The sequence below is a fragment of the Lachnoanaerobaculum sp. ICM7 genome, from assembly GCF_000287675.1.
Taxonomy (GTDB): domain Bacteria; phylum Bacillota; class Clostridia; order Lachnospirales; family Lachnospiraceae; genus Lachnoanaerobaculum.
In genome coordinates this window covers 1-24,280 of sequence record NZ_ALJL01000038.1, presented here as the reverse complement: position 1 = coordinate 24,280, position 24,280 = coordinate 1, and the positions used below count along the sequence as shown (strand labels likewise).

Annotated in this window: 11 protein-coding genes; 1 reads left to right on the top strand and 10 read right to left on the bottom strand. The window is 39.0% G+C overall.

All coding sequences use genetic code 11. The annotated features are described in order from the left end of the window. Positions 1–118: 118 nt before the first annotated feature. Positions 119–1,900, top strand: a complete 1,782-nt coding sequence (locus HMPREF1140_RS12835) for a phosphotransferase (RefSeq protein WP_009664282.1) — start codon at positions 119–121, stop codon at positions 1,898–1,900. A gap of 63 nt (positions 1,901–1,963) precedes the next feature. Here the strand turns inward: HMPREF1140_RS12835 and HMPREF1140_RS12830 are convergent, their stop codons facing one another. The 10 genes from HMPREF1140_RS12830 to HMPREF1140_RS13630 form a co-directional block, all read right to left on the bottom strand. Beyond that, entirely contained in the window at positions 1,964–2,671 is a 708-nt protein-coding gene (locus HMPREF1140_RS12830; RefSeq protein WP_009664256.1) for an AIM24 family protein, read from the bottom strand. A 10-nt stretch (positions 2,672–2,681) separates the two neighbouring features. Next, a complete protein-coding gene (locus tag HMPREF1140_RS12825) occupies positions 2,682–3,476 on the bottom strand; it encodes a TerD family protein (RefSeq protein WP_009664249.1) in 795 nt (264 codons plus the stop codon). Positions 3,477–3,546: 70 nt separating this feature from the next. Beyond that, positions 3,547–4,521: a zinc dependent phospholipase C family protein gene (locus tag HMPREF1140_RS12820; protein ID WP_009664261.1), complete on the bottom strand. Its 975-nt coding sequence runs from the start codon at positions 4,519–4,521 to the stop codon at positions 3,547–3,549. Between the two features lie 3 nt (positions 4,522–4,524). Then, the gene (locus tag HMPREF1140_RS12815) at positions 4,525–5,268 is read right to left on the bottom strand and encodes an HAD family hydrolase (RefSeq protein ID WP_009664281.1); all 744 of its coding nucleotides are present in this window, start codon (positions 5,266–5,268) and stop codon (positions 4,525–4,527) included. 186 nt (positions 5,269–5,454) lie between these two features. After that, positions 5,455–12,009 carry a MucBP domain-containing protein gene (locus HMPREF1140_RS12810; RefSeq protein ID WP_009664264.1) on the bottom strand — a complete coding sequence of 2,185 codons (6,555 nt, stop codon included), beginning with the start codon at positions 12,007–12,009 and terminating at the stop codon, positions 5,455–5,457. A gap of 191 nt (positions 12,010–12,200) precedes the next feature. Beyond that, on the bottom strand, positions 12,201–12,464 hold the full coding sequence (locus tag HMPREF1140_RS12805; protein WP_009664259.1) for a Txe/YoeB family addiction module toxin: 264 nt from the start codon (positions 12,462–12,464) through the stop codon (positions 12,201–12,203). Further along, positions 12,457–12,720, bottom strand: a complete 264-nt coding sequence (locus tag HMPREF1140_RS12800) for a type II toxin-antitoxin system RelB/DinJ family antitoxin (protein WP_009664271.1) — start codon at positions 12,718–12,720, stop codon at positions 12,457–12,459. Before HMPREF1140_RS12800 ends, HMPREF1140_RS12805 begins: the two co-directional genes overlap by 8 nt. Before the next feature lie 99 nt (positions 12,721–12,819). Further along, a complete protein-coding gene (locus HMPREF1140_RS13105; protein WP_009664274.1) occupies positions 12,820–19,128 on the bottom strand; it encodes a MucBP domain-containing protein in 6,309 nt (2,102 codons plus the stop codon). A gap of 335 nt (positions 19,129–19,463) precedes the next feature. Next, entirely contained in the window at positions 19,464–23,801 is a 4,338-nt protein-coding gene (locus HMPREF1140_RS12790; protein WP_009664250.1) for a hypothetical protein, read from the bottom strand. A gap of 50 nt (positions 23,802–23,851) precedes the next feature. Then, a partial coding sequence (locus HMPREF1140_RS13630) for a hypothetical protein (protein WP_035620689.1) occupies positions 23,852–24,280 on the bottom strand: 429 nt, incomplete at its 5' end.

The following is a 24,280-nucleotide window of genomic DNA, read 5'->3' as shown; positions in this document are numbered from 1 at the left end:
CTGTTTTTTCTAAGATATATATGTATACTTATACCCCCTGTTATGCTAATATGTTCAATAAAGATATATTTTTACTATTTTTGAACTTAATGTTTATTTTATTATATTGGGAGCTTATATGAACAGATACGCATATTTACTCAGAGAAATATTTGAATGTAATACTATTACTCAAAGAGAGCTTGCAGAGAAGTTAAACCTCTCTCTTGGAAGCATCAACTCACTTATAAAAGATGCTATGGCATTAAACTATTTGTATAAGGAAGGAAGTAGTATGAGTCTTACCGAAGCCGGACTTGAATATCTATCTCCTTTTAAGGTGGAACGTGCCGTTATCATGGCTGCAGGCTTCGGGTCAAGGTTTGTTCCGCTTACATTTGAAACGCCAAAGGGACTGCTTGAGGTATTCGGTGAGAGAATGATTGAGAGGCAGATCAAGCAGCTCCATGAAGTCGGCGTCTTTGACATAGTAATAGTTGTGGGATATTTAAAGGAGCATTTTGAATATCTTATAGATAAGTACAATGTAAAGCTTGTTTATAATCCGGACTATTCTACTAAGAACAATATTTCCACATTGCACTACGCATGTAAGTATATAGAAGATTCCAATGTATATATACTTTCTTCAGATAACTGGATGAGAGATAATATGTATCACAGCTATGAGCCTTACTCCTGGTATTCTTCTATATATATGGAAGGAAATACGAATGAATGGGTACTTGATTTCAATAAAAAGCGTGAAATAACAGCTATAAATGTAGGCGGTAGCGATGCCTATGTAATGTACGGACCTGTATATTTCAGCAAAGACTTTTCAAAAGAGTTTATGCCGATACTGGAAAGAGCATTTGCTACTCCGGGAAGCGATGACTGGTATTGGGAAAATGTACTCATGAGTGAACTGCAAAAGAAAAACTCTACACTGCCTGCCATGCATATCAATCCACAGCCCGAAAATCAGGTCTATGAGTTTGAAAATCTGGAAGAGCTTCGAGCATTTGATGATAAATATAAGGAAAACAGTGGAAATGTGGCTCTTGAACTTATTGCAAAGGTTTTTAATATCCCCGAGAGTCGTATAAAAGGTCTGCGTACATTAAAAGCCGGTATGACAAATAAATCTTTCCTTTTTGAAGTGGATGATAAGAGTTATATATGTAGAATACCCGGAAAGGGCACAGATGTACTTATAAACCGTTCAAATGAGTATGATTGCTATATGGCAGTCAAGGATTTGCATATTACGGAGAAAATAATTTATTTTGATAAGGAAAGCGGTTATAAGATATCAAAGTTTTATGACGGTTCAAAAAATGCCGATGCCTTTAATAAGGAAGAAATGTCAAGATGTATGGAACTTTTAAGGACTTTGCATGAAACTGATGTAAAGGTCAGCCATCGCTTTGATATAGCCGAGAGAATAGATTATTATACCGGACTCTGTGAAAAGAGCGGTGGAATATCTTTTGAAGATGTAGAAGAGGTTCACAAAAATATGATGCTCTTACTCGATTTACTTAAAGGAATGAAATCCGAAACTTGCCTCTGTCATATAGACAGTGTAGCCGATAATTTTATCATCACTGCAGATAATAAGATAAAGCTTATTGACTGGGAATACGCCGGAATGGCGGATCCTGTTATAGATGTGGCGATGTGCGCTATATATTCTTATTATGATAAATCTCAGGCTGATGAACTTTTAGAATCTTATCTTAAAAGAAAGCCTTTTACAGATGAGTATAAGAAGCTGTATGCTTATATGGCACTCAGCGGTTATCTTTGGGCACTTTGGACCGTATATAAGGCCAATGTAGGCGAAGAATTCGGAGAGTATTCTCTTAAAATGTACAGATATGCAAAGGACTTTTTTAAAGAAGTAATGAAGCTTTAATAAAAAGCATAAAAAAGCAGTCGGGATTTCCGACTGCTTTTAACTTGCAATAATTCAAATTTATTAATCCACACTCACTCTGATTCCGCCACCTCTCTCGCTTGGCTGAACCAGTACTGTCACAGGCTCATTTCCTGACCATTCAAATGAATATGACTCGCCTGAGGCCTGACCGATAAATGTCTTCCATGATATATCCGCTTTTATCTGTGGATCTCCCATTCCGTTCTTGCTGAACCAGCATATTACAGCATCCGGATCTACCGCAAGTGTATCTCTTGACTTCACGTTTGAAACAACAAGTGGGTTTCCGTCTGAGAGCAATGCAACATAGGCATTATTTCCTCTACCCACCAATGTGGTTGTAGCCAAACCTTTTTGTGAAAGTACGCCTACTCCTAAAAATCTTACAGAGTAATCACAGTCATTTGTAAATGCGAGTATATTTTCAGACTCTACTGAAACCGTCTCACCCGGTGCCAGCTTATATACTACTACATGCTGTCCGTAGTTAGCATAGTATGTTGTGGAAGCTCCGTTTAAATGTACCTTCATAAGAGGTATATTCTCACCTGCAACTCTTCTTACAAGCTGTCCGAGTAATGCCTGTCCTATACTTCCACCCGGTCCAAGTAACATCTTTTCAAAAGTATAGTTCTTTCCTCCCGGATTCTCTCCTGCTATAAATGCACCTGCTTTTGCAATCAATGTATCATTTCCCTCGCAGGTAACCTTAAGTGTCAACTCGTTAATTACTTCAAATGTCAGCATATTCCCCTCCTTATTCGACTTGTACTCCGTAAAATTCACAAAGTCCCGCCAAGTCCTTATTTACTCCGTTTCCTATTGCATTAAACTTCCATGCACCGTTGTGCAGATATACTTCTCCCATCATCATGGAATTTATATTGTTGTAATATTCCTCCACAAGGAAAGAAGCCACCTCGGTGTTTGTCACCGGATCCACGATCTGAATGTATGCGTCTTTTAGCATACTGAAGTTCAGTGCATTTTCCAACGCATCATTTATAGTCATTACAAAGACTATTTTTTGTACAGCCGGATTTAATATAGAAGTGTCTATATCAAATACCTGTAATACATTCGCCTCTTCAACATTTTTAAAGAGTACACTTCTCTCAGGACTGCTCTCCTGTCCGTAGAATACAAAAAAGTCATCACCGACTACTTTTCCGCTTCCTGCCAGTAAAAAAGCTGAGACATCCACATCACAGGCTGCATTGTTCACATTCCATCCAAAATTCACCTTTATCTTGTTTGAAGAAAAGGTAAGCGGGACTTTTTGCCCCTTTGAAACTCTCTTGCTTAATGCCGGCAATGTTATTCGCCTTACATCGGCATTTTGTCCAGTGCTTTGAGCCTGTCCGGTGTCCTGACTTACTGTAGTACTGCCTGCAGTAACAGAATTTTGTGTACTTGCAGTGTTTCCCGTTTTTTTATAATAGGAAGTATTCAAAATATCTACATTGTCACTATTTAATACAACACCTTTTTTTTGGTTCAGATTCTCCAGTTGTTCCGCACCTATAGGTTTTGTTACATTCATCGGATACATACTCTTATTCACCTCACTTTCTTTAAAGTAATAATATTTAAATTTTTAAATACTAATCATTTGATATCTCTCAACCTACATCCAGTCCTGAATGATAGGAGTAATTTCCTATATTCTCAAGCAGTCTGTGAAAATCGGTCTCTTCCATTCTATCCGGCACTATTTCAGTGTTCAGTATCTTAAATATTTCCTCACATCTGTCAATGCACTTATCAAAAAGTTCCGGAAAACTTTCATTTGAATGAACACTCTTATTCCACGGATTTATCCAAAGTTCATGGTCAAGATTTAGGGCTCCTTTTACATCCGGTACCTCATCTGAGAGTATCTTCTGTGAAACTATAGGCTTTTTTAAAAACAATGATTCTATGGCATTTATCCTGTCTTTTTTTCTGCCCGTGGGATCGGCAAGAGTTCTTACTCCAAATCTCATTGCAAGTACTGACCTGTGTACCATGGCAGGTGTTACTCTGAAATTATTCTTATATGTAATCGGATAATAGGTTTTATTTATCACTCTTGCAAGAAAATCCGAAACAAATTGTATCTCAAAACCGTTTAGTGCAAGAGTGGCTGCCTGATTGAACTCCGATGTTTTCTTTTTCTTGTACTTTTTTAAAAGTATGGTATCTATATCATTTTCAAGTGCCGCATGAAGTCCGTATACATAGGCGCTGTTTTTTCCGTTTTCATGCCCTATTCTTGCGTAAATATAAGGATGGCAGATATAATCACCCACATAGTGACATAAAAAACCTGCAATATAGCTTATAGCCTGCTGTTGCTTTTGTTTTGATTCCATCCCCTGTATTTCACAAAGTGCATTTGCAAAAAAATCATTTACATGGCTCTCATGCATATATGAGCCGACATTTCTGTAATCCCTGTGTCTCAGTATCGGAATATTGTAAAAAAACATATCCGGTCCCTGAAGTCCCAGCTGATACAACCATCTGTATTTAGATATAATATATTTTAAACCTGAGTTTTCTAAGCCACCATATGCCTTTAACCCTAAAATATAGTGAGTTGTAAATCCCGGCATTTCCTACTCCTTAATATATTCTAAAACCTTTTCCAGATAAAAATCCGAAAAAAGTCCTTCATAATCATTGAAAATATTTTTACTTATATTCAAATCCTTATGTGCAAATCCGATGTCTGCAAGCTCTATCATTCCGATATCAAACTCCGTATCTCCGGCCGCAAATACATGATCTTCGCTCTTTGCATATCTTTTGACAAATCTTTTAACCGTATCCGCCTTGTTTAAGTTCTTCGGCATTATATAAAGCTTATCTTTATTGTACAAAACCTCCACCTTTGTCATATCCAGTATGCTTTTAAGATCTCTTACAACATCCTCAATCTCATTGCATTTTGTAAAGATAAATAAGTCATCAATATTTCTGCATTCAAACTTTCTTCTTTTATCTTTTTGCAAAAACGCATATGCTTTTTCTCTCTCATCTGATGAAGGCTTTACTATATCAAGACTTTCTTTATACCATTCATCCGACTTTATGCCGTCTTTTAAAAGTATTCCTCCATTTGCACATAGTACATACTTTGGATTAAAACCAAGATCTATTCTGCTGTATTGAATATAGGTTCTTGTGGTAATAGGTACTATAAGGAGCATCTCATTTAACTTATGCAAAAGCTCATAGGAGTATTTTGACATAAAGCTGTTTATCTCTCCGTTATAAAGCTCCACCGGTATCTTTTCTTCTATATTCGTTTTCTTTGAATAGATCAAAGTATTGTCCAAATCTGTAAATAAAATATTCATATGGCTAGTTTAACACTTTTTTATAAAATAGTCATTTTAAAAAAAATTAAATATTAAACCATCTCTTGATTATACAACACTAAGTAGTTATACTTTAATTGTAAAAAAGAGATATTTGTACCATATGTACACATAGCGAAAGCCTCGGGAAGTTGCTGTTCCCGAGGCTTTCTTCTTGTCAAGTCACTATCTCTTCTTAAATACCAAAAGCATTGCTCCGCATGAAGATATCAGTAATATCATATATTTGAAAAGGTCTGTATTATCTGAGGTCTTAGGTACCGGGAGTGGGCGTCTGTCTGATACAGTCTCCGCAGTAAACTTTTTCGGATCCTCTATGATAATTTCAGGTTTTACAGGCTCAACATTTATAGCATCAGCCTTTATTTCTTCTTTTTTCTCTACAACTGTCTGTGTAGGTCTTATAGATGAGCTTCCTCCCGATCCGCCTCTTCTTCCGTTTGAAGATGTGGCTATTGAAGGTGTAGCTATAGGTCTTATAATGATATCATTGTTTCTGTCACCCGGACGATTTATCTGGCTTGGTGTAGCCGGATGTAGCGGATCCGGATAGATTATAACACTTGGATCTTTAACATATACATAGTTTATCTCTATTTGTGCAGTTGAGAACAATCCGCTTTCAGCGCCTTCAACTCTCTCCAAATGATATCCGGCAATAGCTTTTGCACTTGTACTGTAGGCAAGGCCAAGTTTTCTGCTGCCGTCCAAAACTTCATCTGCATCTAACGCAACTCCCGCCGGATTGATATAATGGGCAATTACATCTCCCGCATCCTGTCTGCGATAAATATATGTTACTCTTTGTGTTCCCGGATTAAATACTCCATTCGCATTTGCAGGCATTGAAATCAAGTCATAATAGTCAAATGACTTAAGTTCTGAAGTATAAGGAACTCCGATTTGCTCACTACCGTTTAAAACAGTAGTCTCAACAAGCGGAACGTTTCCGTTCTCATCCAGATATTCAATAATAACATTTCCTGCATCCTGGCGCTTATAGATATACTCAACATTTATCGGTGATGTTGTGAATACTCCTGTTGCATTTGCAGGATTTACCACAAGATCATAATAAGGTATTGCCTTAGGTGATGTTGTATAATTAAGTCCAAGCTTATTTGCTCCGGAAATTGTATCATCACTTTCTATGCTGTTTCCGTGAACATCCAAATATCTTACAGTCACATCTCCTGCATCTTTTCTTCTGTACAAGTAGGTCACAGTCTGTGCTCCATGAGTAAATACTCCTGTTGCATTTGCAGGCATCGTATCTATATCGAAGTTTGCGATATTTTCCGCACTGCTTGTATAGGCAAGTCCAAGCTTTTCGATACCGCTAAGTACTGTAGGTGCTACCAAATCACTTCCGTCATGTACAGACTTGTGATATATTGTCACATCCCCTGCATCATCTCTCTTATAGACATAATTTACTACTTGTGGAGCAATCGTAAATACTCCTGTTGCATTTGCCGGTGAATTTACAAGCACAAGACTTCCAATAGTCTTAGGTGCTGTAGTATATGGCAAACCAAGTTTATTTGTTCCTGACAGTATGTCTCTTGTGTCCAGTTCATTACCGTCTCTGTCGGTATACATTACTGTCACATCTCCAGCGTCATCTCTTCTGTATTCATAGGTAACAATATAGTTTGTTCCTACCGTAAATGTTCCGATATGATTTGCAGGTGTAGGATTTACTACCGTAAAGTTGGCTATACTTGCAGGACTTGTCGTATAGGAAAGTCCGGCTTTACTTACTCCCGATAAATTCTCATCTGCCGCAAGAGAGTTGCTTGTTCCGACTTCAAAATGATGTACTGTTACATTTCCGGCATCATCTCTCTTATAGTAGTATGTAACCACTGTAGTTCCGTTTGCCGGATATACACCTGCATTATTTGCTGGTGTTGCATTTACTACTGTAAAGTTGGCAACAGTACCTGCATTTGTTGTATAGGCAAGTCCTGCCTTACCTGCACCTGACAATATCTCATCAGGTAACAGTGAATTGCTTGTTCCTACCTCAAAATGATGTACCAATACATTTCCGGCATCATTTCTACTGTAATAATATGTAACCTCTGTAAGTCCTGTAGCAGGATAAGTTCCTGTATATCCTGCAGGTGTTGCATTTACTACCGTATAATACGGTATGTTTTTCGGACTTGTTGTATAAGTAAGTCCCGATCTCTCCGCTCCGGATAAATCCTCTGCCGGTGAGAGTATATTGTTTGTTCCAACTTCAAGATGATGTACTTTAACATCTCCCACATCATCTCTCTTATACTTATAAACCACTTCTACAGGCGCATTTCCAAATGTCACTGTCGGATTTGCCGGTGAGCTTACAAGATGGAAATGAGGAATATTCATGCTCTGTGTAGTATAAGTAGTTCCAAGCTTATTGGTTCCGTCCACTGTCACAGCCGCAGGTGTTCCTCCCGGGGTTTGTGAATACAACTCATTTGTAGTTCCGTCTTCATAATAATGAATAATTATCGGTGAAGCACTGTCTCTTTCATAGTAATAAATCAGCTCTGTAGGTGTTGTGGTAAATGTTACCTGTGTAGGATTCGGTGACTGATACAAATGATAATTTGCAATGTCCGCCGATCTATCCTGTGACTGATAGGTAAGTCCAAGCTTATTTGTACCGCTTATAACTTCCGGTCCGACAGCTCCTCCCGCTACCGGAGCATAAAGCTCTGTTGTTGTGCCTTTCTCATAGTGATGAACTGTAATATTTCCTGCATTTTTTCTTCTGTAGGAATATGTTACAGAGGTTGTTCCGTCTCCGAAAACTCCGTTTGTAGGAGTAGTACTGCTTACAAAATCATAATTGTCTACAGTAAGTACATTGCTGCTCCATGCAAGTCCCTCTTTATTTGTTCCTGACAGAACAGTAGGAGTATTAATCATTACAGTACTTCCAAGACTCTCAGGTCTTGTAAGATTTGCACCTGTATCAATATCTACATATTTTATTGTAACATCCGGTGCATCATTTCTTTCATAGAAATAAGTAACGGTCTTTGCCGTTGCATCAAATGTTCCGCTTGCAGGACCTGTAGGTGTTCCTACAAGATGGTAATGAGGTATAGGATAGCTTCCCGCCGTACTCACATCTCTTCTGTAAGTCTGATAAGGCTTACCCATCTGTCTTGCACCCGAGAGTACTTCAGCCGCAGGTGTTGCTGTCGCTGAAACTGCATAAAGTTCATCGGTCTTTCCTGTTTCGTAGTGATGTACGGTTACATCTCCTGCATTTCTTCGTAAATAATGGTATGTAACTGTTGTATCTGCAGTATAACTTCCGTTTGCATTTGCAGGAAGATTTGCAGTATCCACTTCAAAATTCGGATCTGTAGTGATTGCCGCTGTTGTATATGCGGTGTCTTTCGGCTCTCTTGTAACTACATCCGGCACAAGATTGCTTCCGTCCTCATCCTTGATATGCTTTACCGTAAGATTATAAAAATCCGTCTTAAGTCCAAGGTTCTTGATAGCACTTGGATTATCTATTGTTAAGCTTATATCCACAGTTGACCATGGTGTATTAGGTACCGGAGTCTGATTTGCCTTGATTACAGATGCCTTTGTAGTAAATGAAGTAAAATCATTTCCAACCACAGTGGCAGTACTTGCCACATTTGGTGAAGCAAAGCTGTCACTGGTCAAGTTCTCCACATAGAGCTTATAATTACCTGCATTGCTGAGCTTATTTGTAAATGAAATATTTCCGTTTGAATCTGTTGTTCCCGATTCAACCACTGTCTCATTCCCCGTTGCATCAAGCTTTACAAGTATATATGGTCTGTTTGCAATATTTAAATCAGTGCTGTCATAGACTCCGTTATTATTTAAATCATAGAAGGCATGAGTTGCGATATTATACTTATGAGTACCTACCTTTGAGTCGGTAAACTCATTTGCACCGTCAATATTATTACCTCTCCATGACGCTACGGAGTTATTTGCAGTATCTGTAGCGAGATTATCCTTTGTATCAGGCATCTCCACCTTATAATTAAAGAGTACCTCTTCTCCTGCCGTTATACTCTGTCCCGACTTTAAATCGGCCTTAAACATGGTAACTGATGACCAGTCTGTAATACTTGCGGCAGGTAACCATGTCGCTCCTATATTTCCCTCTATCGTTGCACTTGGAGCGTCTGTAGAGTAGTAAATATCAAACTTAGAGTTATTGGCAGTCACTCCCGACATAGCCTTCGGATATATTTTTGAATCTCTGTCAAGATAATTTCCGCTGCCGTCTTTTACTATAAATTTATCATTTGCATATGGGAAAACATCCATTACATGAAGATCTTCCACCGGATCATTGGTATTGTTCCATACTCTTACCTGATAATCTAAGATATCTCCCTTATCGGCCTTTATACTTGTTTGGTATACACTGTCTGTGGAAAGTTTTACTTTCTTTCCGAGTACCATTGCCTGTGGCGGTACAAAGGTGTAGTTATATGTCAATGTGGAAAGTCTGTCTGTTGTATTGCCGTTGTTATTGGCATCATATGTGTCAAGGTAGTCTGCGGTATCTGAAGAATATATAATTCCCGGAGCCGCGCTTGATGCGGCTGTAGTGTTATTATCCCAGCTGAGTATTACCTTTATCTCATGTGGACCTCCGTCCATACCCGCTGTAGGCTTAAACGAAAAATTTAAATGATCGATTCTGTTCTGTGTATAGTTTCCGTAACCCGGAACTGTAGAACCCGGGAATGTCAGTCCTGTAAGTTCAAACTCGTACGCTGTCTTTCCTACATTACCTTTATAATTAGGTATAACCGTAGGAGTAGGATTAACAGTAAATAAATTGGCATTCATCTGCGGCTGCACACTGTCAAACGCAAGGTCCGAATCGACTACAACTACCATCTTAGGATTTACGGCAGCTCTTGGGTCCCAAAGTATACTGTTATACCAAATACGTGGTGTTATTTTTATAGTTCCTCCGACACTTACGGTACTTGTAGCGGAGGTGCCGTTTATACTCATTCCGATATTTTGAAGGTGCATACTTGCATACGGATTTCTTAAATATGCATCCGCCAATGAATAACCCAGTTCCTGACCGGCTGCATTTCTTACTCTACCGAAATTTCTGACAAGCTTCCAATATACATCATTGACATGCGCATTCAAATCGTTGATGTAAGCTGTATGTGTGGCAGGTGTAAGCTGTGTCTGAACTATAAAACCTACTGCATCCTCTTCAAACTGTGAGATGGTTATATCATCATCAAAGACAAGTCTGAAATACCTGTACTCCGGCGGTGTGGCCAATGTGGTAGATACAGAGTTTGCTCTGTAGTCTGCGGCATTACTCACCTGAACAGGTGTAATATTTGTAGCGATAGTAGTCCATGTGGTTCCGTTGTCGGAGCCTATCAGCTTATTGTGTGAAAGCTTTACAAGTTCTGTCGCAGTAAATCTTTCCGGTCTTACTCTAAGCTCATATCCTGTAAGAAGGCTTCTTGCCTGCGGTTCATCCTCTATCATTCTGAATGTAACACTGCTTGCAGTCTGCGGTCTTGTACCACCGAACTGATCGACACTTACCAAATAGTTATATTTATAGTCTGCATCCCTCGGTACAAGATTTCCCTTATCTCCGAGTAATGACTTCCTTATACGAATTCTTCTGACATATGAAACATGATAGTACAACTCACCGCTTCTTCTTGTAGAGTTATCTAAAGTTCCGTCATCATTTACCAATGTAGTGACCTGTTGCATAATTATTTTCGTCCATGTAGGAGCTAAAGTAACAGGTTGATTTCCGTCCCACTTAAGCGAAAAAGGTGGCTGTACTACTGTTGCCAACCCTCTGTCCACTATCTGTGTGATAGTTCTGTCCGTACTGTTATATGTCCAGTTCGAGTTGTTTGGAAGTGAAGAATCCCATACTGCGGTAGCCGGAAGAGTAATCTTAAACTCGACTTTTCTCTTATCCATACCCGCACCGGTACCTGACGGTACTTGTGATACACCGCCGTTGGCTGTATTTGCAGGACCGCTGTAACCGTATCCGAACAAACTTGATACAAAGTCTGTCGACAGTCGGTCATTCGTGGCATTGGTTGCATCATCCGATATGTATTCGCTTTTTCTGTTGTTATTTGCAACTGTCGATGTGTCTGCTGACATAATTCCGACCGGATATGCCTTTGCAACAAACTGATCGTTTGAACTTGCCAGAGGCGCATCTGTAGCGGGATTTTTACCCGCTTCAAAAAGCTTTACCGGAATATGGAAAGTCTCACCGTTTTGCACTGCCGAATTCTTCAGCGTAGCCTTTATCGGTATTGCCGCATATCCTGTATCCAGTCTGGAATAATTTATCTTTACAATATAATAGTTCGGATCTGAATATATAATATTTACACTGCTTGCACCTGATGCCAAGGTAACGTCACTGACAACAGGGGGTGAAAATATACTCTTGTCAAAATACACATATGAAAACGGATTGTACAGTGTAGATACCGCTCCGGAAAGTGTATTTGTAACATAGTATGACTCCTTTTGTGCAACTAAAGATGACGTCTGCCCGGATAAACCGTACCTAACATCCGTAGTTATCGCACTACCGCCGGCGCCTGTAGCATATGCTTTCCCCGGCGGGGCAAACACCGACAGCAATATTGAAAAAATCAGTAATAAAAAATAATGCAGTGATTTTTTTCCCATATTTCCTCCGTAATAAAATTATGTATATAAAAAATGTTATTATTTGCCGTATACAAAACAAGCAAAATTTTAACATCATTATCCTTTTACATTTTATAGTAATCTAGGAATAATTACTATAGTTAAATTCTTACAATATCTTTTCAACAGTTGTCTTTTAATGTAAAAAGCCCGACACTATAGTCCGGCTTTTATTTATCTCTATAATGAGATCCACATTGTACTATTCTTACAATATTTCCATCTATTCTGTATACCAATCTGTTACAGTCATCAATACGTCTACTCCAATAATTCGACAATTCGCCGGAAAGTCTCTCTGGCTTTCCTATTCCATCATACCCATTTCTGTCTATATCTTTTAGTAACTGTAATATTCTCTTCAATGTCTTCTTATCTTGTCTTGTCCAATATTCAAAATCTTCCCATGCCTCATCTGTCCATGATTTAATCATCCAGATTTACCTCATGTATTGTACCGCCTGTCCTCTCCATTTCAGCAATTGATCTTTTTAATCTGGATATATTTTCCGAGCTGTAGAAAGGATCATTATCCGCTGTGATTTCAAAGGGAATTCTTCTCTCTCTAACAGCTTTTTTTGCAAATACACAAAATGCTGTCGTCATACTCATTCCGATATCTGAACAAAATGAATCAAATTGCTTTTTCAGTTCTTCATCCATACGTATATTTACATTCGTCTGTGCCATAATATTTACTCCTTTTTTATATTATTTTATATATTTTTATTTACAATGTCAATAATTTAAATATCAAAAAGCCCCCCGGCAAATTCCGGAGGGTGAAATTTATCTTTCTTCTTTTTTCTTTAATGCAAGTACCATTGCCGCTGCAATTGAGCTCATAAGAATAAACATATATCCTCTTACATCTCTTTCATCAGCTGTTTTCGGTACAGCCAAAGCCTTTCTTTGATTCTTATCAAATCCTATCTTCTTTGTATCGGTCTTATCTGTATTAATAACAGGCTTGTCTATAACAGGCTCCGGAGTAGTAACTCCTCCCTTTGAGTTTATATCATTTACTGTTACAGTCTTACCCGGTCTCACTACAGAATTTCCACCTGAAGATCCACCTCTATTTATATTTGAAGGTGTCGCAATAGATGGTGTAGCTGTAGGCCTTATAATAATATCCTGATCTCTTCCAGGAATATTTATCTGGCTTGGTGTAGCAATCCTTGAAGGATTCGGATTTACAGGTGTTGACGGATTAATATTACTTGGGTTAACAGGTATTGAAGGATTAATAACACTTGGAGTTACAGGATTGATGACACTTGGATTAACCGGTGTCACAGGAGTTAAAGGCCCCGGTATGATTATCGCACTTGGATCCTTCCTGTAAATGTATGTTACTACAATTTCTCCTGTTGTAAATATTCCTGTATTTGCACCCTGTATCAAGTATAAACTGTATCCGGCAATAGCCTTCTCAGTTGTTGCATACGGAAGTCCGAGGCTTCTTGTACCGTCAAGTACTTCATCACTTTCTATCGGCAGTCCTGCAGTATTTAAGTAACGGGCAATTACATTTCCTGCATCTTTTCTCCTATATACATAGGTTACTGTTTGACTTCCGCTTACAAAAGTTCCGTTAGCATTAGTCGGTACAGATATTACATCAAAGTTATCAAATGACTTTACACTTGAAGTATATGGCATTCCAAGCTTCTCTGTTCCGTCAAGTACCTCCGGAGTCTCAAGAGGAACGTTTCCGTTCTCATCCAAATGCTCTATAACAACATTTCCCGCATCCTGACGCTTATATATGTAGTCAACTGTTATAGGCGCTACTGTAAATACTCCGTTTGCATTGGTCGGTACTATTATAAGATCATAATAAGGAATAGTCTTAGGTGATGTAGTATAGGGCAGTCCTACATTCTCTGTTCCTGTAATATCATCCGGTGTTTCAATGCTGTTTCCATGATTATCAAGATAATTTACTCTTACTCCTGCCGCAGTCTTTCTCTTATAGAGATAAGTTACTGTCTGGGCACCGCTTGCGAATGTTCCTGTTGCATTAGCAGGTACAGTATCTATCTCATAGTCTGAGTATGTCTCAGGGCTTGTTGTGTATGGAAGTCCGAGTTTTCGTGTTCCGTCAAGTACTGTCGGTGCACTGAGGTCACTGTTATCATATTTTGACTTATGATAAACTGTAACATTTCCGGCATCACTTCTTCTATATACATAGGTTACTGTTTGCGGTCCTGTTACAAATATTCCTGTTGCATTTAATGGTGTAGATACTAAAGTGAAATTAGGTATAGTTTTGGCTGATGTGGTATAGGGCAATCCCAACTTTCCAATTCCTGACTGAACATCAGGTGTATCTATCTGATTTCCTTCATCGTCTACATAAACTGTTGTTACATCTCCTGCAACCATTCTCCTATACTCATATATTACTGTCTGAGTTCCTGTTGCAAATGTTCCGTTCTTATTAACCGGCTGGGCTACCAATTCATAAGTCGCAATATTCTTCTCTGAAGTAGTATATGGCAATCCGAGTTTTCCGGCACCGTTTAATACATCATCTGTATCAAGCTGTGTACCGCTTCCTTGCTCAAGATGCTTTACAATTACATTTCCTGCATCATTTCTTGTGTAATAGTAAGTTACTACTACTGTTCCTGTTGCCGGATAATTTCCTGAATGGTCTGTAGGTGTAGCATTCACTACTGTGAAATTAGCTACTGTAACAGGACTTGTTGTGTATGTAAGTCCAATCTTTCCTGCTCCCGATAAGTTCTCATCCGCAGAAACCTGATTGGTTGTTCCGTTCTCATAGTGATGTACCAGTACATTTCCGGCATCATTTCTCTTATAGTAATAAGTTACCGTTTGATTGCCTGTTTGGAATGTACCGTTTTGATTTGTCGGTACTGTTACTACGGTAAAGTTTGGAATTGTCTGGGTATTTGTTGTATATGGCAACCCAAGCTTACCCGTTCCGCCAAGTGTCATATCAGGTACCAACTGAGTAGTGGTTCCCTGCTCATAGTGATGAACTATAACATCTCCGGCGTCTTTTCTCTTGTATTTATATATTACTGTCTGTGCAGTATTTCCATGTGTAAGAGTTGTCTCACCGCTTGCGCCCGGTGCTGTAGCTGATACAGCTGCACTTACATCAACTCCGACATAATCATAATTTGGAATATCTGCCGCCTTATTTGTAAGGTCTTCTGTAAGTCCCAGTTTACCTGTTCCTGAGATTGTAACTGCTGCAGGAGCGCTTGCACCCGCCGGCTTGTAAAGCTCTGTCGTTGTTCCGTCCTCATAATGGTGAACTGTGATGTTTGCTGCATCTTTTCTCTTATAGAAATATGTTACAGTCTGTGGTGCGACCTTATATGTAAGTGTTGTTGCACCTGTAGATGTAGGTGCTGTAGGTGAAGAAGCTCCGCTTACATCAATACTTGCATACTCAAAATTGGTGATATCGGCCGCCTTATTTGTAAGATTTTCTGTAAGCCCGAGCTTTTCTGCACCCGAGAAACTTTCAGCACTTGGTGCCGCAGCTCCTGCCGATGTATAAAGCTCTGTATTTTGTCCTACCTCGTAGTGATGTACTGTAATATCGCCTGCAGTTTTTCTCTTATACTTAAGTATTACAACATTTTGTCCCGGATTAAGTGTCCCTGTAAGCGGACGACCGTTTGTAAGATCAGGTTCCAGATACTCAAAATTTGTAACTCCGGTCAATGTAGTCTGTGGAGTAACTGTGTATGCGGATCTGAATGCCTGAACACTGTCTGTATCAGCTACATTTCCGCTTCCGTCATCAAGTGGAATAGGATTTCCTGCAGTATCCACATATTTGATCTTCAATGTTGAATTGGTTGCTTCAAGTGCAGCATTCGCAGTCTTTTTATCATTACTTGGTGTAACTGTTACACTTGCTTCAAATACAGGGTTACCTGCCAGAGTACCGTTGTTAAAGTCATTACCTACTATTAAAGATGTAGATGTAACATGTATTCCGCTTAATGTATCTCCAACTCCCGGTGTAACTACTACCTTATATGTACCCTGTCTTGCAATATTGTCAAATGAATAATCACCGTTATTATCTGCACTGGTAGTCACAGGATTTCCGTCCGCACCGATTACAGGCGTTCCGTCTGATTTGTATAGCGCTACCGTTCTTCCGATTGCAGGTGCATCACCGTCAGCTGTCAGATATGTACCGTTTCCGGTGCCTCCTACAGGAGGTATATCATAGTATATCTTACCGCTTATTTTATACTTCTTCGGTACTACAGTATTTGCCAGAGCCTCAAATGCGCCTGTATAGCTGTCACCTGAGAATCCTGCGAAGGTATTTACAGCCTTATCTGTAGTATCGAGAGGTACGGTATCCGGCATCTTAGCCTTAAATGTAATTGTATCCGTATTATGACTTCCAAGGCTGTAACCCGGCTTCATCTTTGCTCTGAACATTGTTACTGCCGACCAGTCGGTTACTGTTGATGTCCATGTAGCTCCTGTATAGTTTGCAGCTATATTTCCTTCCGTAACCGGAGTTGTACTGTATTCAAATATATAATTCGGATGTGTATCTACCGGTCCTGTAAGAGTTACCTTATATGTGGAACCTCTGTCGGCATAGTTTCCTCTCTGATCGGGAGCTATCGACTTATCTCCAACATGTGGCAATATATCAAAGAATGTAAATCCGCTAACCGCTGTAATAGAGTTATTAAATATATTCAGCTGATAATCTACAACCTGCTCACTGTCAGGCGTTGTAATGGATGAATACTGCACTGCCGCCGCATCCGCTCTCTTTGATCTCTTTGTAAGTATAAGCTCAAGAGGAGGGCTGTATATATAATTTTCCTTTTTACTTGAGAATTTCTCTGTAGTATTACCGTCATTATCAAGGTCCAATGTATCGGCATAAAGTCCCGGAACACGTGTAGCCGCCGGTGCCTCCTCATTATTATCCCATTCAAAATAAGTATCTATAGTTCCCGGACCTGCAGTAACATTTCTTGTAAACTTAAATTTAGGATAAATGTTTATATACTTTGTTGAACTGTTTCCCGCAGGTATGTTTATATCCGGCAGGTCCCATATATATGCGGTCTTACCTGTGTTTTTAAAGTTATATTCAACTCTGTAATTACTCAAAACAGCAGGTGTGATTTCAGGTGTATAAGATGCACTTACATCAATACTCTGATATTCAAATCCCGGATCTACAAGTACATAGTATTTAGGATTCTTTAAATCTCTTCCTCCGTCACCGAGATTATAATAATATCGTATATCATCATTGACCTGTACTATTTCATCTATATACTTTGTACCGAGGTTACGATTTTGAGTGTAATGGTCAGACTCATATACATATTCCTTTGTCCATCTTGCATAATCTCTGCCTGTAAGTGTAGTAGCTGTATCTCCATAAAGTGTTGCTTTATTATAAGTTTCTACATAACTTGAAGCGTTATTTGGCTTAGGAGCCAACTGAGCTTTTACATTATTATAAGCTCCCTGCTCCAAGCGGAACTTATAAGTTAAATAAATAGCATTTCCGGGTGCCTGTATCTCAATAGGATTATCAAATTTTAATTCTATTTTTTTATAATGCTTAGGTGCAGGCAATGTAACTTCTGTGGATGCTGCTGTTATAGATACATTGGTAGCTATTATCTCTGTACTTCCGTCCGCCTTTGTTCCTATAAGTTTATTCTGTGAAAGTGCAGCCTGTTGCGCTGAACTCAAAACCGGTACACTCTCATACGAGGTCGGTCCTGTTGATCCCATCACATATCCTGTATTATTGGAATATTTAATGGTATAGGATATAAAATCCATATCTACTTCAGGAGTATCTTCAATAGTTTTTATTGTATGATGATAAGTACCTAAAGCAGGATATTGAGACGGGTTTCCGCTACTCCAGCTCCATCCCGCACTCATAGTATAACTGTGTACAGATGTATCTTGAGCACCTAATAATATTACCCATGGTGAATTTGTACTTTTACTGAAGTTTAACCCGTTATCAGTCGGAGGTGTGCCCGGATATGAAGTAAACTGTATAAATGCTTTAGACTTCTCAAGCGATGCCGCATCCAAGCTGCCGTCATCATTTACATACTGCCATGTGATGGGAAATTCCACCGTAACCGGTGCGGCATTTGTACCTACAGGCTGATTGTTAAACTTTACATAAGTATAATTACTTGAAGCACCGTACGAAGAATATAATATATCTTTCCATAATGTACTTGTAGCCGCATTGTACTGCCAACCTGCATTATAGGTATTTGCGGTATCAAGGCTTGCATTAGCCGGTATCTTTATACTGACTCTTGTCTTTCTTCTGTCTGCACCGATATTCTTATTTGTTGTACCATGAAAGGTACCTGCAGCAGGCCAGTCTGTTCTGTAAGAATAAAAATCAATCTGTGCGGAAAAATCATTTGAAAGTGTAGTATTATTTTGTAAATCACTGCTACCCTGTAAAAAGCTGTAATACCTTGTGTAATTGTATGTTTCGCTGGTATAACCTATCGGGTATGTTTTCGCGGTAAATGTATTATTTGTGCTTTCAAGCAATGTATCATTGGCATCATATACCTGCCACGGTATAACATAGTTTTCATTATTTGCCAATGCATGTTCCTTTATCTGTGCTTTAAAAGGTACGGTCTGAGTTGTACCTCCGGCAAGACTTCTGTATTTCATTGTAACAACATGATATTCGCTGTTACTTGTACTGTCTATATCTAAGTAATTTGAGTCCGGTCTGTTTATCCAAGTGGAAATATTTGATGTACCCACATTGGCAAACACTGCCTTTGGCAAATATAGCTTCGAATAAGCTCCCGGAAGACTCCTTGTTGCTGATGACATCGTAATATTTGCATAAAACGGTACTTCCTCACCAACATAGTAATCTGAATTTCCTCTGGCCGCTATAGCAACCGCATCATATGTGACATTTGACAGTATATCCGGGTCATCTTTTAAAGCCGGTGGCCCCGCATATGCTGTAAACATATCGCCCATTGATAATAAAATCATAATAAACGACAATACAAACGCTAAAAAGCGTTTTCTAAACTGTTTCATTAAACCTCCTTATCAAAACCTCTCTTGTTACAAACCAAAACAGGAGTCATCCAAACAGATCACTCCAAAAAACCTAGCTTTGCAATATTGCTTTCATCATAACAACTCCTCCTTTTCACTCTCTCACTATAGGTATAATCATAACATAAACAATTGATAAATTAAATATCATTTTAAACTTTTATTAATAAATTTTTATTGTTAATATTAAGATTCTTGAATTTTTATACACTACGTTTTATTTGAAGTTAAATTTTTTGAATTTTTCACACAAATAAAAATTTAAGCCATATTTTGCCATCAAAAAAGCCCCGGGGTTTTGCCGGGGCTAAAAACTATCTTTCTTCTTTTTTCTTGAATGCCAGTGCCATTGCAGCTGCGATTGAACTTAAAAGTATAATCAAATATCCTCTTAAATCTCTTTCATCAGCTGTTTTCGGTACAGGCAAAACCTGTCTTGTGCTTGTAGACGTTGCGATGGGAATGTCCTTTGGCTCAGGTATTGGTTTCGGTGTGTCAATAAGGATAACCGGATTTTCGTTCGGTCTATTTATATTAACATTGCGTTCCGTATTTTTACTTCCCGGCCCTTTATTTCCTCCCGAATTTCCTCCACCTCTGTTTATGTTTGAAGGCGTTGCTGTCGACGGTGTGGCCTTCGGTCTGATAACTACTCTATCGTCTCCACTTGGGATTATCACCGGATTTGGAGTTACAGGCCTTATGGGTAAAGGTGTTATAGTAACCGGAGTACTTGGTAATGTAGGTGTACTCGGTACTGTCGGGGTACTTGGCACTACAGGAATGTTTGGTGTTACCGGAGTACTTGGTGTCGCAGGTGTGCTTGGCACTACAGGCGTACTTGGCGTTGCAGGTACTATAGTGACAGGTACCGCAATCCTTCTATACCTGTAAATTACAGTCTGCAAAGACGAATTATAAGTTAAAGTTGTATCACCCAAAGCTGTTGGAGTACTTGCACTGTCTGCATTACTTACATCTATACCTACATACTCAAAGCCTGCGATGAATGCTTCTTTGTTTGTAAGGCTTTCTGTAAGTCCATGCTTTCCCGCTCCGAAATAAACTTCCGCAACCGGTGAAGTTTCTCCGACAGGTATATAAAGTTCGGTACTTTCTCCGTCTTCATAGTGATGTACGATTATATTTCCTGCATCTTTTCTTTTATACTTAAGTATTACCGTATTTTGTCCCGGATTCAAATTTCCGGTCAGAGGCATTCCGTTTATAAGATCCGCCTCGGCATACTCATAATCAGCCACTCCTATAAGATTAAGAGGAGGTATAACAGTATATGCTTCTCTAAGAGTATGAATACTGTCGGTATCCGCTACATTTCCGCTTCCGTCATCAAGAGGTATAGGATTACCCGACATATCCACATATTTTATCTTTAATGTGGAATTGCTTGCTTCAAGAGCCGCATTGGCAGTTTTCTTATCATCGGTATTTGTCAATGTAACACTTGACTCAAATACCGTATTCCCTCCGATATTGGCATTTAAGAAATCATTTCCGATTATACTTGAAGTCGAATTTACACTGTTTGTACTGAGAGTATCTCCTGCTTCCGGTACTACTGCGACCTTATATGTTCCCGCTTTTGAAATATTATTAAAGATATAATCACCATTTGAATCGGATGTGGTAATTACCTGATTTCCGTTTTCATCAAGTACAGGATTTCCCGCCGAATCCAAAAGCATTACTCTTTTTCCGACTGCCGGCACATCTCCGTCAGCTGAAATATATGTACCGTTTCCGATACCTCCTGCAGGAGCTATATCATAGTAAATTTTTCCGCTGATTTCGTATTTTTTCGGTTTAACAGTATTTTCCAATGCTTCAAATGCACCGGTGTAATCATCACCCGAAAAACCTACAAATGTATTTACCGCTTTATCATTTCTTTCAAGCGCTGTTGTATCCGGCATCTTTGCCTTAAATGTAACAGTATCTGTAAAATTTTGTCCCAGTATATATCCCGGTCTCATCTTTATTCTGAACATAGTAACAGCAGACCAATCTGTTACCGAAGAGCTCCATGTCGCTCCTGCATAGTTTGCCGCTATATCTCCCTGTGTAACAGGTGTTGTACTGTATTCATATGTATAATCAGGATGAGGATCAATAGGTCCTGTAAGAGTCATATTATATGTAGAGCCTCTGTCTGTATAATTATTATTCTCATCAGGAGCTATTACCTTATCACCTACATGAGGTAAGATATCAAAGATAGTAAAATCTCCAACCGCCGATGTTGTGTTATTGAAAATATCTATCTTGTAATCTACAACCTGTTCACTGTCTGCTGTAGTAAGTGCTGAGTAATGACTTACAGGTGCATCATCTCTTTTGGATTTCTTACTGAGAATAAGTTCCAAAGGAGGTGTATAAAAATAAGTAGCTGTTTTACTGCTGAATTTTTCATTTGTATTTCCGTCATCATCCAAATCTAAAATATCCGGATATAATCCCGGTATCGCATCTGTAGCGGCTTCCTCATTATTATCCCAGATAAAGTATGTATCTATGCTTCCCTGACCGGCGTGTGTATTCCTTGTGGTCTCGAATTCAGGAAAAAATGCCAATTCTTTTTCTCTGCTGCCACCCGGAATATTTATAGTAGAAAGATCCCAAATATACGCTGTCTTTCCTGTGTTTTTGAAATCATACACCACTCTGTAATTATCTTTATAAGGTTCAAATTCCGTATTATAGTAGTGATGCATACGAAGATATTTAAACGCAAGGTCCGGATCAGCCAGTATAAAGAACTTCGGGTTCTTAAGATTTATACCGCCGTCCGGAAGTCTGTACTTAAATCTTATACTGTCTGTAGTTGATATATTCTGCTCCAGATACTTTGTTCCGAAATTTTCGTTTTGTATTGTATGCTCACTCTCATATATATAAGACTTTCCCCATAAAGCATAATCTGAAGCCATTCTCCTCCACACCGTCCCGGCACCGTTATCTCCGTTTACGGTTGCACGATTGTAAGTAGGGACATAACTGTTTTCACTATCCGGCAAGGCTTCCAGTTGAGCTTTTACAGTATTATAAGAATTTTCCGCCAATCTGAAGTTATAAATTATATCCATTATACTGTCATTTGGTGCCTGTATCTCTATCGGATTGGTAAATTTCAGTTCCAACTTCTTGTAATGAACAGGATTTGGCAATACATGTTCTGTAACACTTTCTGTAATCGCTATGTCTGTAGCTATTGTTTCAGTACTTCCGTCTGCCTTTGTTCCTATAAGCTGATTGTTAGACAGCGCGGCCTTTTGTGCATCTGAAAGTACCGGCACTGTTTGTTCATTCCCTGATGCATCAAGTACTTTTCCGGTATAGTTACTATAATAAATCTTATACGATATCAGTTCCAAATCCGATCTCGGATTGTCTTCTATTGAGATCAGTCTTGCATAATTCTCGCCAAGTTTGGGTGGCGTTTCCGGATCTCCCGGATCCCATGTCCATCCTGCAGAAATTCTGTAATCGTGTTTTGTATAGTCTTCACGGCTTCCAAATAAAAGAGTTCTATTATGTATCTCCTTTTTTATAAACAAACCTACATCGGTAGGCATTGTTCTCGGGTACCATCTATAATAGACTACTACCTTTGACTTTTGTAATGAAGTAGGATCTGTGGATCCGTCATCATTTACATACTCCCAGGTAATCGGAAATTCCACTTTTCCGGCATTTCCACCTAATCCTGTAGGCTGATTGTGATAACGGATATTAAATCCTTCACTGAAATTGGTAACATCAGGATAATTCTTTTCCATTACTATAGTATGGTTTACAGGATTATATGTCCAGTTTCGGTTACTGCCGTCTGTAGTGTCAAAATTTTCATTTGCAGGAAGCTGTACCGTTATTCTGGTTTTTCTTCTGTCGGAACCTATTGTCTTTTGAACAGTTCCATGATATGTACCGGGTGCCGGCCAATCTGTTCGCATTGTAATAAAGCTTATACCTGTAGACAGATCATTTGCCAGTTTATTGTCACTTTGTAATTGACTTGATCCTTGCGGATATCTATACGTCAATGTATTATTCAGATTCTCATCCGTATATCCTATCGGGTATGTCTTGACCACAAAATCATTATTTGTACTTTCAAGCAAAACATCATTACCGTCATATACTTGGAATGTTATTGTATAAACCTCATTATTTGCAAGTAATCTCTCCCATAAGAATCCTGTAAAAGGTATTGTTTGGGTAGTTCCGCCTCCAAGACTGTTGAACTTGAGTGTAACTATATGATAATCATTATCCGAACTGTCAATATTTAAATAATTATTGGCAGGTCTGTTTCCCCAGTCTGAAAAATTATTTGCACCTATACCTGCAAAACCTTTCTTAGGCAAGTAAAGCTTTGCATATGCTCCGGGTAAACTTCTTGTAGTAGAAGATACCGTAATATTTGCATAAAACGGAATTTCCTCTCCTACATAAAAATCACTGTTTCCTCTCATGCCTACAACCATGCTGTCATACGTAACTGTCGCCAAAATATCCGGATCGTCCACCACTCCCGGCGGACCGGCATAAGCTGTAAATATTTCACTCATTGATATAAATACCAACAAGAGTGATAAAAGAGCGGCCAAAAAACTCTTTATTATTTTCTTCATGTTCTCCTCTCTGTAAAAAAAGCCTCCGACTAAAGCCGGAGGCTGAAAAATTATCTTTCTTCTTTTTTCTTGAATGCCAGTGCCATTGCAGCTGCGATTGAACTCATTAGAATAAATACATATCCTCTTACGTCCTTTCTGTCCTCTGTCTTCGGTACTGCAAGTGCCACTCTTGTACTGCTTGGTACAGGGGTCACTTTCTGTGGCTGTGGATTCTTGTTAGCTGTTGGTGTGTCTATCAAGATCACAGGATTTTCTATTGCATTCTTTGATGTTACTTTGTTGTCTACACTTACCTGTCCCGGCCTTACACTTGAAGTTCCGCTTGAACCTGAACTGCCGCTTCCACCTCTGCTTGTGTTTGAGCTTGTCGCTATTGACGGTGTCGCTAAAGGTCTTGTAGGTCTTATAACTACATCCTCATCTCTTCCCGGTATTGTGATCTGGCTTGGGGTTGCCACTCTTATCGGGGTTGTAGG